This window comes from Terriglobia bacterium, assembly GCA_020072785.1.
In the GTDB taxonomy this organism is placed as follows: domain Bacteria; phylum Acidobacteriota; class Terriglobia; order Acidiferrales; family UBA7541; genus Acidiferrum.
Genome location: JAIQGG010000001.1, coordinates 251,104 through 265,449 on the forward strand (window position 1 = coordinate 251,104; position 14,346 = coordinate 265,449).

Consider the following 14,346-nt stretch of genomic DNA (forward strand, 5'->3'; position numbering starts at 1 on the left):
TGGATTTAGCGCTCGGAGGCACGGGCCGCCTGCCCGCCTTGCCGGATCATTCCGGCGGCCAGAAAGATGTCCAGCACCCCCAGGCCGCTGACGGCCCCGCGTAGCGAGGGATGCAGCAGGATGGGGATCAGTTCGGGGAATCGGCTGAGGAAATAGTTCTGTTCCCAGAGCGCCGACCACGGCAGATAGATCAGGATCGCTCCCATCTCGAAATACAACAGCACGAGCATGGCCTGCAGGATGCGATTCATCGTTGGGTGGTCGACCGCTTCGCGGTCGCACAAATAGTCGACTGCTTCGCGGTCACGCATACAGTTGACCGCTTCGCGGCCGCCTGAAAATAGAATCCCGCACGCCGCCGCTTGCTGTTTCTAGCGAGCCGTCTTTTCCAGAGCGGCGATTCGCTCGCCCACGTCGCGGTAGTCGATGTTCGACGCGTACACCTTCGAAAAACTTTTCAGCGCCGCTTCCAGATCGCCCGCGGACTCCTGGGCCACGCCCAGATCATACCGCAATGCCAGGATGCTTTCCGGGTCCAGATCTGGCGTCTGCAGCGCCCGCTCGTACCAGTGCGCCGCGATCCTCGGCTGCCCCTTCTCCATGAACGCTAGCCCCAGCAGTGTGCAGCACTGCATGGCGTAGCGGAAGGCCCGCCCGTGATCGTTGGCCTTCGCTACCTTCTGAAATTCGCTGATGGCCTCTTCCAGCAGGCCCATCTCCCGGAACGCAATTCCCAGGTTGTAGTGCGTCTCCAGGTCCTCGTCTTCCGTGTTCATCTCCCCGATTTCCGCGCGGAATTCGTTGAAGACGTCCTGCAGCGTATTGTCCCCTTCTTCCGCCGCCGCGGGCGGGCTCGCCGGCTGGGCCGGGGCCTTTGCCGCGGGAGCTTCTGCTGCGGCCTTCGCCGCGGGCGGAACGAGTTCTTCCAGTCCAAGGCTGTCCAGTTCGTGGGCCAGCTCTTCCAGAAACTGCTCCGAGGAGAACGCGGCCGCTGCCGGCGCCTCTTCTGCTTTCTTCGGTGGCGCAGCCGAGGCTGCGGGCGGCGGCACTGCCGGCGGCGGTGGCGGAGGCAGTTGCTCGTGCGCCGGCACCAGCGCCTCCGGCTCCAGCACCAGATCGTATTCTTCTTCGACCTCGAAAGCCGGCTCGCTCGCCGCGGGTTCTTTTTTCTGCGCGGGTTTCGCCGCCTTGGGTGCGGGCGGCGCCGCAGGTTCCATCAGCTCCGGAATCTCCGCCGCGGGCTCCGGTAAAGGCGCGGCTTCTTCCGCGGTAGGCAACTGGAACTCGCCGACATCCGCTTCCGCAGGCGCAACCGGGGCTGCGGGTGGCGGCGCGGCCGCTTCCGGCGCGGCTTCCGCCACGGCATTCTGGTTCAACATCGCGGCCCATTCGTCGGAGAGGTCCACTTCGTGGACCGCCGCCGCGGGCTCCGCGGACAATTCCACGGGAATCTCGGCGGCCGGCGCAGGCGGCCGCGGCGCGCGCGCTGGCACGGCTGGCGCCGGCGGCGGTGCGGCAACGGGCGCAGGAGCTTGTACGGGTGGCCGCGGTGCGGGCGGCGCTGCTGCCGCGGCCGGCAGCTCTCCTGCCGCCAGGTCCGGCAGGCCCGCGGCGCGCTGGAAGCGCCTCCGCAGTTCCCCGAATCTTTCTGCGTTTCGCTCATCGCCGTGCTCGTGGTGGATCTGTTCCAGTTGCGAGGCCAGCTCCGCAGTGCGCTTGTCGTCCCCCGCGCCAAGCACGAAATCCAGCAGCTTTTCCAGCGTCGACGTGTGCCGCGGCGCGCGCCGCAATACCGCATCCAGCAGCCCGATGGCTTTTTGTGTCAGCCCGTAGCTGGCGAACAGATCCACGTCCGTCAACGATTGCGAGATGAACTGCTGCGTCTCTTCATCCAGCGGGGCTTCCGCCGGTGCCAGCGGTTTTGCGGCCACCGGCTCCGCCCCTTCTTCCCGGCCTAATACGGGTTTCGCGGGCTCCCTGGCCAGCTCCACCTGAAAGGCTTCCTCGAGAAACGAAGGCGCCTTGCGGAGCTCCATCGGAAAATCTTCCTCGGTTGCCGCCGGTGCCGCCGCGGGTGTCCCCGCGGGTGCCCCGCCGCCGAGCATGCGCAGCGCTTCGTTCAGCTTGCTCTTCGCCGCCTCGCTCTCCGGCTGGCGGTCCACCAGTTGCTGGAATGTTTCCTTGGCCCGCTCGTACTCCCCCGCCGCCAACAGCGCAGCGCCAAAATTCGCCAGCGCGTCCGGCAACTGGAAGGAATTGCTCGTCCGGCCCAGCGTATCCACCAGCCATTCGTGCGGTTCCAGGTTGTTCGGCAGCCGCGTGATCAGCGTCCCCAGCATCTGCGTAATTGCTTCGTGCTCCCCCGCGTCGATCAGCGGCAGGCGGATCTGCCCTACTAGGCCCATCGCGCGTTCGCTCTGGTTCCCCTCCAGGAGTATTTCCGCGGCCTTTTGCGCCAGTCCGAAATTCTTGTTGTCCGCCTCGAAGACGCGCAGCGCCAGATTCGTCAGCTCGTTCCACTTCGAATTCTTACGGTACAGGTCCAGCAGCAGTTCCGCCTGTTCGCCGCCCTGCTCCAGGTCCGGCAGCTGTTCCAGCAGTTGCGCCGCCTCGGCCAGCTTGCCCTGCGCCGCGTACCCGCGCACCTTCACGGTGATGGCACCCGCGTTCTGCGGGTCCAGCTTCAGCACCTTTTCCGCGAGCCGGTCGCTTTCCGGCTGCTCGCCCCGCGCCATGGCCCGCTGCGCCGCTTCGAGATAAGCGGTCACCGCTTCCTGCGTCTGCCCCATGGCCTGGTACAGATCCGCCAGTCGTACCTGAATGCGCAGGTTATCGGGTTCCGCGGAAAGCAGCTTTTTCAGCAGGTTCACCGCCTCGGCTTGCCGGTTGCCCTTCAGGTGAATCTCCGCCAGCTGCAGGAACAGGGGCCGCGCCTCGCTCATCACGCCCTGCTGCACGTACAGCTCCGCCAGCTTTTCCAGCGGCTTGATCTCGTCCGGCACCAGCTTGGCGATGCGCTTGTACACGGCGATGGCTTTCGTCAAAAAGCCGTCGCCCACGAATATTTGCGCCAGCCGCTCGAAATATTCGATGGCCTGCCGCGGCTCGTTCTGGCGGATGAACAGCTCGCCGACGGTCATCAGCGTGACCTGATCCTTCGGCTCGTGCTTCAGAATTTGCTGGTATTCCGCAATGGCCTGCGGCACTTTGCCCTGGTTGAGGAGTTTCTGGGCGGCTTCGACGTATTTGCTCTTGTTATAGGCCATTCGCGAACTCAGACTTCGGACAACATCGGACAACAGTTGACCGCTTCGCGGTCACCCATACAATTGACCGCTTTGCGGTCACGCAGACGCTCGACTCGGCCGGCCCAGAGGGATTCCCCTCCGCCCCCACGGCGGCGGGGCAGGCAAAAGTCTTACGTATTCACGCTAACAGGCCGCGAAAAGCCAAGTCAACGAACCTTGCGCCCCATGTGAGCAGCCAGTTATCCCCCGTCCCGCACAGGCCCGGCCTTCCTCACGGCTATCTCGTATCCAGCGGCAACGCCGCCTGTATGGCCCCTGCCGCCCAGCAGCCCGCCTCGCGCACCGGCGCGAACGAATGGCGGTGCAGCGGCGTCGGCCCGTGCTGCCGCAGCGCTTCCAGATGATCGGGCGTGCCGTAGCCCTTGTTGTGCGCCAGCCCGTACTGCGGATAGACCGTGCTCCACTCTTCCAGCCGCGCGTCGCGATGGGTCTTCGCCAGGATCGACGCTGCCGCAATCGAAACCGAGCGCGTGTCTCCCTTGATCAGCGACTTCTGCTCGATCAGCAGGTCCAGTTGCATGGCGTCAATCAGCAGGTAATCCGGGCGGATGGCCAGTTGCTCGGTGGCGGCGGTCATCGCCTGCCGGCTGGCCTGGTAGATATTCCACGCGTCAATCCGCTGCGCGTCCACTTCGGCCACCGCCCAGGCCAGCGCATACTCGCGGATGCGTGCGGCAAGCTCGCCGCGCCGCTCGGGCGTGAGCTTCTTGGAATCATCCAGCCCCACGATCCGCCGCTTCGGATTGAGGATCACCGCCGCGGCCACCACCGGCCCGAACAGCGCTCCCCGTCCGGCTTCGTCCAGCCCGGCGATGCGTGTCCAGCCCAGTTTCCGTGCCGCGCGCTCGAATCGCGATGAGCACAGCCGCTTGCGCGGAGTTTCGTCGGAGCGCCCCATTGGCGCGCGATTTTAGCATAGCGCGCGTTGCGCGGCCGTGTCCCGCCTCCGGTCCGTGCTCCGGCAGTCCCATCCCGCACCGGCACGGCGCATCCCAAAAAAAATGGGACAGGCATTTCTGCCTGTCCCGGTAGCCCACGGTATCTTTTATTTCTCTGACCGCGCAGCGGTCAACTCTCACAGGACAGACAAGAATGCCTGCCCCACTGCTCAGGCCTTGGCTTCCGCCCCTGGCACGGCTTCCTCGCGCCCCGCGCGCTTGATGCGCGCCGCCTTGCCCTTCAGGTCGCGCAGGTAGTACAGCCGGGCGCGCCGCACCTTGCCCTTGCCCACCACTTCGATCGAGCTGATCGAGGGCGAGTGCAGCGGGAAGATGCGCTCGATGCCCACCCCGAAGCTCACCCGCCGCACCGTGAACGTCGCTCCCGACGCACGGCCCTTTTTCGAGATCACCACGCCTTCAAACGCCTGCAGGCGCTCTTTTTCCTTGTCGCCTTCGCCTTCGCGCAGGCGCACGTTCACGCGCACCGTATCCCCCGGGCGGAATTCCGGGAGGTCCTTGCGCAGTTGCCCTTCATGCAGTTTACGGATAATCGGATTCATAACCTATTTTCCTGCAGACCCGCTCAGGTGGGGCCAGCACTCCAGAGACAATCCAAAAGTATAGCCCAATTCCCCTGGTTTGCCTAGCCGCCGCTGGCCGTGCGCCGTCTCCGGCGCCGCCGTGAGCAAGGTCCGGACCGGGCGCGCGGCGCGTTCTATTGTTCGGCGATCCCCACCGCCGCTTGGACCCCGTCCCATTCCATGCGCAGCGTGAAGTTCTTGCCCCCGCAGTCCTGGAAGGAAATCGTGAAGTTCTCCACCGGCGCCTTCGTCGGCGCCACGGCCATCTCCACGCGCGCCAGATCCTCCGCTTCGCCCGGGTACTCGGTCCCCCATTCCCCCGTTTTCTTGCTGATAATCAGCGTCCACTTGCCTTCCTCGGGAATGCTGAAAAGCGTGTAGCTGCCCGCCGGCACGGTCTTGCCGCCGATGGTCAGCCCGGCCGTCGTCACCAGGCTTGTGGCCTCGTTGGCGCCCGTACGCCACACCTTCCCATAAGGCACCAGGCCGCCGAAAATCTTCCGCCCCTTCATGCGCGGGCTGCTGTAGCCGATCTTCACGGTTTTGCCGTCGGCAAATTTGTGTTCCGCCGCTGCCGGCGGGCTGAGACGCTTGCTCTTATCCTCCTGCGCGCGGGTGATACCCGCCACCACCAGCGCCAGCGAGGCCAGAAAAAGAAGTTGTTTGCGCATGGTTCCTCCCGGAAAATTTATACCGTGCTCGAATCAATCTGCAACCCGCCGCGCCTCGCGCAGCAGCAGATCCGGCCGGTTGCGCCGCGTTTTCTCCAGCGCCGCTGCCCGCCGCCACTTGGCCACTTCCGCGTGGTTCCCGCCGATCAGCACCTCGGGCACCTTCCACCCGCGAAACTCCGCCGGCCGCGTGTAGTGCGGAAAATCCAGCAGCACCTGCCCCGCACCCGCCGCCTGCTCCGGCTGTGGGGACACGGCATGTCCAGCCCGCTCGGCCGCACCCGCCGCCGCGCTGAACGATTCGTTCTGCGCCGAGGCGATATTCCCCAGCGCCCCCGGCAGCAGCCGCGTCACCGCATCCACAATGATCGCCGCCGCCAGCTCGCCTCCGCTCAGCACGTAATCCCCGACGGAAACCTCCTCCGTCGCCAGGTGCTCCGCCACGCGCTCGTCCACGCCCTCGTACCGCCCGCAAATCAAAATGATCCGCTCCAGCCCCGCGTAGCGCCGCGCCGTCTCCTGCCGGAACAGTTTCCCCGCCGCGGACAGCAGCACGATCGCCGTCTGCGGGTCGGGAGGCGCCGGCTGCGCCGCATCCCCCACCCCGTGCCCCACCAGCGACTCCACCGCCTCGAACAGCGGTTCCGGCTTCAGCACCATCCCTTCGCCCCCGCCGAACGGCCGGTCGTCCACCGTGCGGTGCCGGTCATGCGTGAACGCCCGCAGGTCCTGCACCTGCACCTGCACGAGATTCGCCTCGCGCGCCCGCCGCACAATCCCGTAGTCCAGCGGCCCCGCGAAAAACTCCGGAAATATGGTAATCAGATCAAATCGCATTCTGTCGTGAGTCTAACGCACCTTTGTCTGGGGTGGTCATTTCAAGTGCAGCGGGCCGGTTTTATTGGCCCGCAGAGCCGATCGATCTCGGATTCCGACTTTGTCGGAAAGATTCCGACCCGGTCGGAAAGAATCTCTCTTCGATTTCAGGGCTGCCGTGACACGTGCGGGTTCATCCGCCCAAATTCAGTTCCCGCAGCCCTTCGGGAAGCACCACGGTAATGCGCCGCGCGGCGGTGTCAATCCGCGTGCAAATATCTTCGGCCAGGGGGATGAGCAGCTCCCCGCGCGGCGTGTCCACTACCAGCAACGGCGTCCCGGAGCCGAACTGCACGTCGCGCACCGTTCCCAGCGGCTCCCCGCCCGGGGCTTCCGCTTGCGCCCCCGTACCGGGGACCATCTCCACCACCTCGCAGCCCACCAGGTCGCTGACGTAGTACCGCCCCGCCTCCAGCGGCGCGCGCTCGGAAAGCGGCAACTGCACCTCCAGGCCGCGGTATTTCTCCGCGTCATCCATGGAGTTGCAGCCTTCGAAATGAAAGATCGCGCGCTCTCCGTGCAGCCAGCAGCGCCGCAGCGCCGCCTTGCGCCGCGCGCTCCGCCCGTCGTACAGAAACACTTCGCGCAGCTTCGTCAGCCGTTCGGGAAAGTCGGTGAGGATCTCCGCGGAAACTTCGCCTTGGATGCCGCGCGGCCGCAGAATCCGCGCCAGCGTCACGTAGCCTTCGGCCGGGGGTGGCACGCGTCCCGGCACTACTCGAGAATCTCGAGCGTCAGCCGCTTGTGCAGCTTCATCCCCGAGGCGCCGAGGATCGTGCGCATGGCCTTGGCCGTGCGTCCCTGCCGCCCGATGACCTTGCCCAGGTCGTCCGGGTGCACGTGCAGTTCCAGCACCGTCGTCTGTTCGCCTTCGATGGCTTTCACTTGCACGTCGTCGGGATGGTCCACCAGCGCTTTGGCGATCGCCTCGACCAATTCTTTCATCGGGCACCTCCGCGCGAGCTGGAAGTAGGGGAACTCGGGCGTTGCGTCCCGGCTTCCGCCGGGACGCGAGCAGTCTTTGGTTTTTCCGTCAGGCGATTTCTTATGCGATCTTCTGCAGGCGGAGGAAGCTGCGGACCGTGTCGCTCGGCTGCGCGCCGTGCCCCAGCCAGTACTTGATGCGCTCGGCATCCAGTTTGATCTCCGCGGGCTTCTTCAGCGGATCGTACGTGCCCACCGCATCCACGGTGCGGCCGTCGCGCGAGCGTGTCCGCTCGATCACCACCACGCGGTAAAATGGCTTCTTCTTCTTGCCTATTCTTGCCAAGCGAATCGTCAGCACAGTCTTCTACTCCTCCTGGAGCCCCCTAGTATAGCCCATTTCCCCCTTTTTCGTCCCCTCCCTCCGCCCGGCCCGGAGGGCCGGTCCACTCCTGCGCCCGAGAGCTCCAACGGTGTCCCTCCAGTCGCGCTCGGCCGCTCGGACTGCTGCGACAGGGCCGCAATTTCGCCCCCGGCAAAGACGAACTTCAACAAACTGCGTTGCTGACCCTCCTGGGTTGACTAATCCCTGGGCGGCACTTACCATCTGCGTCAAATGCCGGCCCGTGAATCTCTTCTCGGGCGCAGTGTCTCTCACTACCGCGTCATGGAAAGGCTCGGTGGCGGCGGGATGGGTGTGGTTTACAAGGCCGCAGACACCCGCCTCGACCGCTTTGTGGCCCTGAAATTCCTCCCGGACAACGTGGCCCAGGACCGCCAGGCGCTCGAGCGCTTCCGGCGCGAAGCCAAGGCCGCCTCCGCGCTGAACCACCCCAACATCTGCACCATCTACGACATCGGCGAAGAGGGCGGCCGGTCCTTCATCGCCATGGAATTTCTCGATGGCATGACTCTCAAGCACATGATCACGGGCCGTCCGGTCGGTCTGGAACGCCTGCTGGAGATAGCCATCGAAGTCGCCGACGCGCTCGATGCGGCGCACACCGGGGGCATCGTTCACCGGGACATCAAACCCGCGAACATCTTCGTCACTAATCGCGGCCACGCCAAGATTCTCGATTTCGGCCTGGCCAAGGTGGCTGCGGCCAAGGACGCCAGCGGCAAGGGAGAAACGTTGGACACCCCGGGGTTTGCCGCCGAGCATTTGACCAGCCCCGGCACCGCGCTGGGGACCGTGGCGTACATGTCACCCGAGCAAGCCTTGGGCAAGGAACTGGACCGGCGCACGGACCTCTTTTCGTTTGGCGTGGTGCTCTACGAAATGGCCACGGGCAAGCATCCCTTCCAAGGCGACACTTCCGCCGCGATTTTCGACGCCATCTTGCACAAGTCCCCGGTAGCGCCCGTGCGCCTCAACAGCGAAGTCCCCACCGAACTCGAGCATCTCATCATGCGTTCGCTCGAGAAAGACGCCCGGCTCCGTTACCAACATGCTTCGGACATGCGCGCGGAACTCCAACGGCTGAAGCGGGACACGGCTTCGGGCCGCTCGGCCGTTTCCACGGCGGTTGCTTCCGCTGGAAATGCGGCGTTGCCGGCGGCGGGCAGCGGCGGAATTCCCCGGGGCGCGCTCGAATCCAGCTCCGACACACAGATTGCCGTCAGTCTCTTGAAGCGGCACAAAAAGGTTTTTCTGGCGTCCGCGGCCGCGATCCTGCTCCTGATGGCGGGGCTGGGATTCGGCGCCTACCGCGGATTCTTCCACGGCAGCGGTCCGGCGATTGACTCGCTCGCGGTTCTGCCGTTCGCCAACGTCACGGCCGACCCCAACACGGAATACCTGTGCGATGGCTTGACCGAAAGCCTCATCAGCAGCCTCTCGCAGCTTCCGGGCCTTGCCGTGCGCTCGCGCAGCGCCGTCTTCCGCTACAAGGCCAAGGACGTGGACCCGCAGACGGCGGGGAGCGCGCTGAAGGCCGCTGCGGTGGTGACCGGGCGGATCACGCAGCGCGGCGACACGCTCCTCGTGAGCGTCGAGCTGACCGACGCGCGCTCGAACCGCAATCTCTGGAGCGAGCGCTACGACCGCAAGCTCTCCGACGTCCTCGGCGTGCAGCGCGAGATTGCCGGAGAGATCTCCGCCCGCCTGCGCGAGCACCTTACCGGAACGCAGAAGGCCGGGCTCGATCGTGGCGGGACCTCCGACCCCGAGGCCTACCAGCTTTATCTCAAGGGGCGCTTCTATTGGGAGAAGCGCACTCCGGAGTCGCTCGAAAAAGCCCGCGACTTCTTCAATCAAGCCATCGCCCGGGACCCGGCCTACGCCAGGGCCTACGTCGGGCTGGCCGATTACTGGGCGGTTATCGCGGGCTATGAACCGGTTCCAGCAGCCAGATCCGTGCCCCAACTGAAAGCCGCGGCGCTCAAAGCCTTGGCACTCGACGAGAAACTGCCGGAAGCGCACGCGGCGCTGGCCGCGGCCCATTTTGGCGCCTGGGAATGGGCGGACTGGGAACGGGAAATGCAACGCGCTCTGGAACTGGATCCCAACTATGCCAATGCGCACCACTGGTATGGTCTCCAGTTGAGCTTGCTGGGCCGCTCCCAGGAAGCCATCGCCCACCTCCAGCGGGCCGTTGAACTCGATCCCCTGAACCTGAGATACAACGTCAGTCTGGGCGGGGGCTACAGGCTGGCTCGAAAGTATGACCAGGCACTCGAGCAATTGAAAAAGACGCTCGAGCTAGACCCCAATTTCGTCAGTACGCATGACGAACTCTCGTTTCTGTACTGGGCCATGGGCCGCTACGACCTCTGGCTGAAGGAGAGCAAGAAAGAGGCCGTTCTGATCAACGACCGGGACGAGATCGCCCTGGCCGAAGAAACCGCGAAAGTTTATGCCCGTTCCGGCTATAAGGCAGCCCTCGCTCGCGAGATTGAGCTGCGCAAAGAGATGTCCGCCCGCGCCTATGTGGATCCCACCCGAATCGCTTTGGAGTATGGCTGCCTGGGAGACAAGGAGCAGGCCTTCCGCTGGCTGGAAAAGGCCTACGCCGAAAAGGCCGACGGGCTGCAGGACATAAAAGTGGAGTTCTGCTTCGATTCCCTTCGCTCCGATCCGCGCTACGCCGATCTCCTCCGCCGCATGGGGCTGACGCCGTAATCGCTCCCGGCGTTTTGCTTATTTGCCCGTGAAATGCAGCCGATGCGCATCCCCCGCCGGCGCATCGTCCACCGTCAGGGGATGCATTATTTAGCGTTGCGCCTGCGCTACAATCCGCTTCATGAACGAACCGCTCCTGCGCCTCGGCACCTCCGCTTTCACCGCCGCAGGCTGGCCCGGCAGCTTCTATCCCGCCACGCTGAAGCCCGCGGAATACCTCTCCTACTACGCCACGCAGTTCGACACCGTCGAGCTCGACAGCACCTTCTACCGCACCCCCGCCGCCTCCACCGTGCGCGGCTGGTACGCCAAGACCCCCGCCAACTTCCTCTTCGCCGCCAAAGTCCCGCAAGCCATCACTCATGAAAAGGTGCTGGTGGACTGCGACGCCGATCTTCACCGCTTCCTCTCCGCCATGGACCTCCTCGGCGAAAAGCTCGGCCCGCTCCTCTTCCAGTTCCCGTACTTCAACAAATCCAAATTCGCCAATGCCGCGCAATTCCTCACCCGCCTTCGCCCCTTCCTGAAAAAACTGCCGCAGAACTACCGCTTCGCCCTCGAAATCCGCAACAAATACTGGCTCGTCCCCGCGCTCACCGAAGCCCTCCGCGAACACAACGTCGCTCTGGCCCTCATCGACCACTCCTGGATGCCCCCCATCCGCGACGTCCTCAAATCCCTCGATCCCATCACCGCCGATTTCACCTACATCCGCTGGCTCGGCGACCGCAAAGGCATCGAGGCGCAGACCAAAACCTGGGACCAGACCATCGTGGACCGCCGCCGCGACCTGCAGGTCTGGGTCGCGGCCTGCCGCAATTTCCTCGCCCGCCGCATCGCCATCTTCGTCTTCGCCAACAACCACTACGCCGGCCACGCCCCGGCCACCCTCCGCCTCTTCCAGCAGCTCTGGGAAAACTCCCCCCGCTGATCGCCTTCTTCCCGCGCATTCACCACCAAAGCTGCAACCGCCCTCTTCAGAGAGCGGTCTCTTAGTGCTATGATTCAACCTCTCCCGCGCGATGACTGACCTTCGCCTCTCGAACGACCCTATTCCAGAGCCAAAGCGAAGTGACGCGTTCAAACTTGTCATGCGACTCCTCGCTATGGCCGGCGTTCTGACCGTGTTAGGTGCGGTTGTTGGACTCCGCGCATGGAGCCGCTATTCCCGGAAGATCAGTGAAGTTGACCACTCGGCTGATTCCATCACAACTAGCGCCTCTCAGCCTCTCCGCTTGGAGAGCGGCCCTCGCCCGAGCTACCAGACCGCCTTTGAAACTGTTTACAAGAATGCGAAAACCGGCGTAACCCTGAGATTGCCAGGCGTGTGGAGAAAAGTAAGCGCTCCCCAAATAACCAAACCCGACGCGGCGCACCGGTTCTGCATTCTCGATTCCCAGGACGGTTTAGACTTGATGTTCTGGCCGCAACCCGATCTCCTGCCATCGCTTGACGCTGATGCAGATTTCCTGCGCAAGAATTACGCGGCCGGAGGCTACATTGTGCGAGGGCAGAGGGAGCTCGAAATTCGAGCCAAGAAGGCAAAGGAGTTGGAGTTCTTCGTGCCCTCCAGTGGCCTCAATTTGAATCTGGTCATAATCCGCAAATGGCCAGTGTTGTATGTGCTTGCGATAACCGGCTCACCGCAGTCACAAACGGCATGGGAACGAGTCGAGAACGCCCTCCCAGAAGCCGTTGACATCCCCTAGCTCTGTTTTCTTGGCTTTCCCCCGCCCTGCTAGTCCACCCACTACGCCGGCCATTCCCCCGCCACCCTCCGCCTCTTCCAGCAACTCTGGGAAAACTCCCCCCGCTGACCGCATTTAGCGGGATAATTTACGCAGTACCGTCATTTAGCGTGACAATTTATAGAACAGCGTCATTCCGAACGGAGTCCGCGAAGTGAGGAATCTCTCTTCGATTTCGGTTAGACTCCTTGACTCCGCGGGAAATGCAACCATGCCGGAGAGGAACCCATGCCGGTGTCACTCGCACGATGGCGCGGCCAGATCGACGCAATTGACCAGAAGCTGCTCGGGCTCCTGAACGAGCGCGCCCGGCTGGCCCTCGAAGTCGGCCGCAGAAAGTGCGCCGTTGGCATCGCCCTGCGCGATTCCCGGCGCGAAGCGGCCATCCTCGCCCGTATGCGCCAGCGGAACCCCGGCCCGCTCACCGCACCCGCCGTCGCGCGCCTCTTCCGCGCCATCCTCGCCGAATCCCGCCGCGTCGAAGCGCGCACCTTCGCCAAGTCTCGCGCCGCCGGAAAGCGGGCCCGCGCATGAGCGCCGCGCCCCTCCTGCCCGCCGGCTCCCGCGTCGCATTTCAGGGCGAGCCCGGCGCCTTCAGCGAAGAAGCCGCCCTCCGCCTGCTCGGCCCGGCCATCATCACCGTGCCGCGCCCCACCTTTGAAGCGCTCTTCTCCGCCATCAGCGACGGCGCCGCCGACGCCCTTCTCGCCCCTGTCGAAAACAGCCTCGCCGGCTCCGTCGTCCGCGTCTACGACCTGCTGGTCGAAAGCAGCCTCACCATCGTCGCCGAAACCATTCTCCCCATCGAGATGCAGCTCATTGGCTGTTCCGGCGCCACGCTCGACGGCCTGCGCTCCGTGGCCTCCCATCCCATGGCCCTCGCCCAGTGCGAACGCTTCTTTGCCGCGCATCCCGGGCTGAAGCGCGTCCCCGCCGAAGACACCGCCGGCGGCGTCCGCGAAGTCCTCGCCCGCGGCGACAAATCCTGCGCCGGCATCGCCAGCCGCCGCGCCGCGGAACACTACGGCGGCATCATCCTCGCCGCCGGCATCCAGGACAACGCCGAAAATTTCACCCGCTTCTTTCTCCTCCTGCCCGGCGCTGTCCGCCCCCTTCCCGGCGCCAACAAGATGAGCATCGCCATGCGCCTCGCGCACCGCCCCGGCGCGCTCGTCGATTCCCTCGAGCCCTTCGCCCGCCACGGCGTCAACCTGCAGAAGATCGAAAGCCGCCCCATCCACGGCCGTCCCTGGGAATACCAGTTCTTCCTCGACGTCGAAGCCGAATCCCACGAGCGCTTGGAAGCTGCTGCCGCCGATCTCCGCCGCGCCGCCAGCGACGTCCGCGTCCTCGGCCTCTACCCCGCCGCGCACCGCCCGTAGCTGCTGCGCAGAAAAACAAAAGGGCCGGCCTCGCGGCCGGCCCTTCGTACCAATCAAACCATCGATTACCCTCAGCAGTAGCTGCAGGCCTCGTCGCCCAGCACTCCGGAGCCGCTGCCCGCCGCCACTTCATCGCTCATGCGCCGCAGCCGCTGCCCCAGCCGTTCCGCCAGCTGGTGCCGCGCGCGCCACAGCCGCGCCTTCAGCGTATTCTCCGTCACCCCCAGCTTCCGCGCCGCCTCCCCCGTCGAGTAGCCCTCCACCTCGCGCAGCACAAACGCCGTGCGCAGCAGCGGCGACAGCTCGTCCAGGTTTTCCCGGATCATCTCCCGCAGCTCCGTCCCGGCGAACACCTGCTCGGGGTTCGGCGCGTCGTCCGCGAAGCGCTCCGCGATGCTCAGCGCGTCCTCGTGCGTCGTGTCGTCCAGCGAAACCGCCGGCCGCGCCTTCTGGCTGCGCCGCCGCATCAGCGCCGCGTTGATCACAATGCGCGTCAGCCACGTCGAGAATTGCGAGCGTCCTTCGAAGCGCTTCAGGTTGCGGTATGCGGAGAGCAGTCCGTCCTGCACCGCGTCCTCGGCCTCCTCCGCGTTCCCCAGCACCCGCAGCGCCGTTTGGAACAGCGGCCGCTGGTAGCGCCGGAACAGCGTCTCCACCGCCTCCGCGTCGCCCCGCTGCCCCGCGCGGATCAAGTCTGTGTCATTGCCCTGCATTTTTCCAATCGCCTGTGTCGCCATCTCTTCCCCCATTGCTCAATACGCAATTTCCGCAAAACCGGCCGCCAAATCCTT

15 protein-coding genes are annotated in these 14,346 nt (G+C 64.9%); 5 read left to right on the plus strand and 10 right to left on the minus strand.

The window, feature by feature from the left end; all coding sequences use genetic code 11:
* Positions 1 to 5: 5 nt before the first annotated feature.
* The 9 genes from LAN61_01060 to rpsP all read right to left on the minus strand — a co-directional run bounded on the left by LAN61_01060 (position 6) and on the right by rpsP (position 7,662).
* A complete protein-coding gene (locus LAN61_01060; protein MBZ5539086.1) occupies positions 6 to 311 on the minus strand; it encodes a hypothetical protein in 306 nt (101 codons plus the stop codon).
* A gap of 60 nt (positions 312 to 371) precedes the next feature.
* The gene (locus LAN61_01065; protein MBZ5539087.1) at positions 372 to 3,266 is read right to left on the minus strand and encodes a tetratricopeptide repeat protein; all 2,895 of its coding nucleotides are present in this window, start codon (positions 3,264 to 3,266) and stop codon (positions 372 to 374) included.
* A gap of 259 nt (positions 3,267 to 3,525) precedes the next feature.
* Positions 3,526 to 4,206, minus strand: a complete 681-nt coding sequence (locus tag LAN61_01070; protein MBZ5539088.1) for a ribonuclease HII — start codon at positions 4,204 to 4,206, stop codon at positions 3,526 to 3,528.
* Between the two features lie 210 nt (positions 4,207 to 4,416).
* Positions 4,417 to 4,809, minus strand: a complete 393-nt coding sequence (gene rplS / locus LAN61_01075) for a 50S ribosomal protein L19 (protein ID MBZ5539089.1) — start codon at positions 4,807 to 4,809, stop codon at positions 4,417 to 4,419.
* Between the two features lie 155 nt (positions 4,810 to 4,964).
* On the minus strand, positions 4,965 to 5,501 hold the full coding sequence (locus LAN61_01080) for a DUF2911 domain-containing protein (GenBank protein MBZ5539090.1): 537 nt from the start codon (positions 5,499 to 5,501) through the stop codon (positions 4,965 to 4,967).
* A gap of 33 nt (positions 5,502 to 5,534) precedes the next feature.
* Positions 5,535 to 6,338, minus strand: a complete 804-nt coding sequence (trmD, locus tag LAN61_01085) for a tRNA (guanosine(37)-N1)-methyltransferase TrmD (protein MBZ5539091.1) — start codon at positions 6,336 to 6,338, stop codon at positions 5,535 to 5,537.
* A 172-nt stretch (positions 6,339 to 6,510) separates the two neighbouring features.
* Positions 6,511 to 7,080 carry a ribosome maturation factor RimM gene (gene rimM, locus LAN61_01090; GenBank protein MBZ5539092.1) on the minus strand — a complete coding sequence of 190 codons (570 nt, stop codon included), beginning with the start codon at positions 7,078 to 7,080 and terminating at the stop codon, positions 6,511 to 6,513.
* Positions 7,081 to 7,091: 11 nt separating this feature from the next.
* Positions 7,092 to 7,322 (minus strand): KH domain-containing protein, encoded by a 231-nt coding sequence (locus tag LAN61_01095; protein ID MBZ5539093.1) that lies wholly within the window; start codon positions 7,320 to 7,322, stop codon positions 7,092 to 7,094.
* A gap of 100 nt (positions 7,323 to 7,422) precedes the next feature.
* A complete protein-coding gene (rpsP, locus tag LAN61_01100) occupies positions 7,423 to 7,662 on the minus strand; it encodes a 30S ribosomal protein S16 (protein MBZ5539094.1) in 240 nt (79 codons plus the stop codon).
* A gap of 255 nt (positions 7,663 to 7,917) precedes the next feature.
* On the opposite strand from rpsP, the gene LAN61_01105 reads away from it, so the two are divergent.
* The 5 genes from LAN61_01105 to LAN61_01125 all read left to right on the plus strand — a co-directional run bounded on the left by LAN61_01105 (position 7,918) and on the right by LAN61_01125 (position 13,555).
* The gene (locus LAN61_01105; GenBank protein ID MBZ5539095.1) at positions 7,918 to 10,425 is read left to right on the plus strand and encodes a protein kinase; all 2,508 of its coding nucleotides are present in this window, start codon (positions 7,918 to 7,920) and stop codon (positions 10,423 to 10,425) included.
* Between the two features lie 121 nt (positions 10,426 to 10,546).
* Complete coding sequence (locus tag LAN61_01110) at positions 10,547 to 11,356, plus strand: DUF72 domain-containing protein (protein ID MBZ5539096.1); 810 nt, start codon at positions 10,547 to 10,549, stop codon at positions 11,354 to 11,356.
* A gap of 175 nt (positions 11,357 to 11,531) precedes the next feature.
* The gene (locus LAN61_01115) at positions 11,532 to 12,134 is read left to right on the plus strand and encodes a hypothetical protein (protein ID MBZ5539097.1); all 603 of its coding nucleotides are present in this window, start codon (positions 11,532 to 11,534) and stop codon (positions 12,132 to 12,134) included.
* Between the two features lie 267 nt (positions 12,135 to 12,401).
* Entirely contained in the window at positions 12,402 to 12,707 is a 306-nt protein-coding gene (locus LAN61_01120) for a chorismate mutase (protein MBZ5539098.1), read from the plus strand.
* On the plus strand, positions 12,704 to 13,555 hold the full coding sequence (locus tag LAN61_01125; protein ID MBZ5539099.1) for a prephenate dehydratase: 852 nt from the start codon (positions 12,704 to 12,706) through the stop codon (positions 13,553 to 13,555). Before LAN61_01120 ends, LAN61_01125 begins: the two co-directional genes overlap by 4 nt.
* Positions 13,556 to 13,626: 71 nt before the next feature.
* Here the strand turns inward: LAN61_01125 and LAN61_01130 are convergent, their stop codons facing one another.
* Entirely contained in the window at positions 13,627 to 14,292 is a 666-nt protein-coding gene (locus LAN61_01130; protein ID MBZ5539100.1) for a sigma-70 family RNA polymerase sigma factor, read from the minus strand.
* Positions 14,293 to 14,346: the final 54 nt, after the last annotated feature.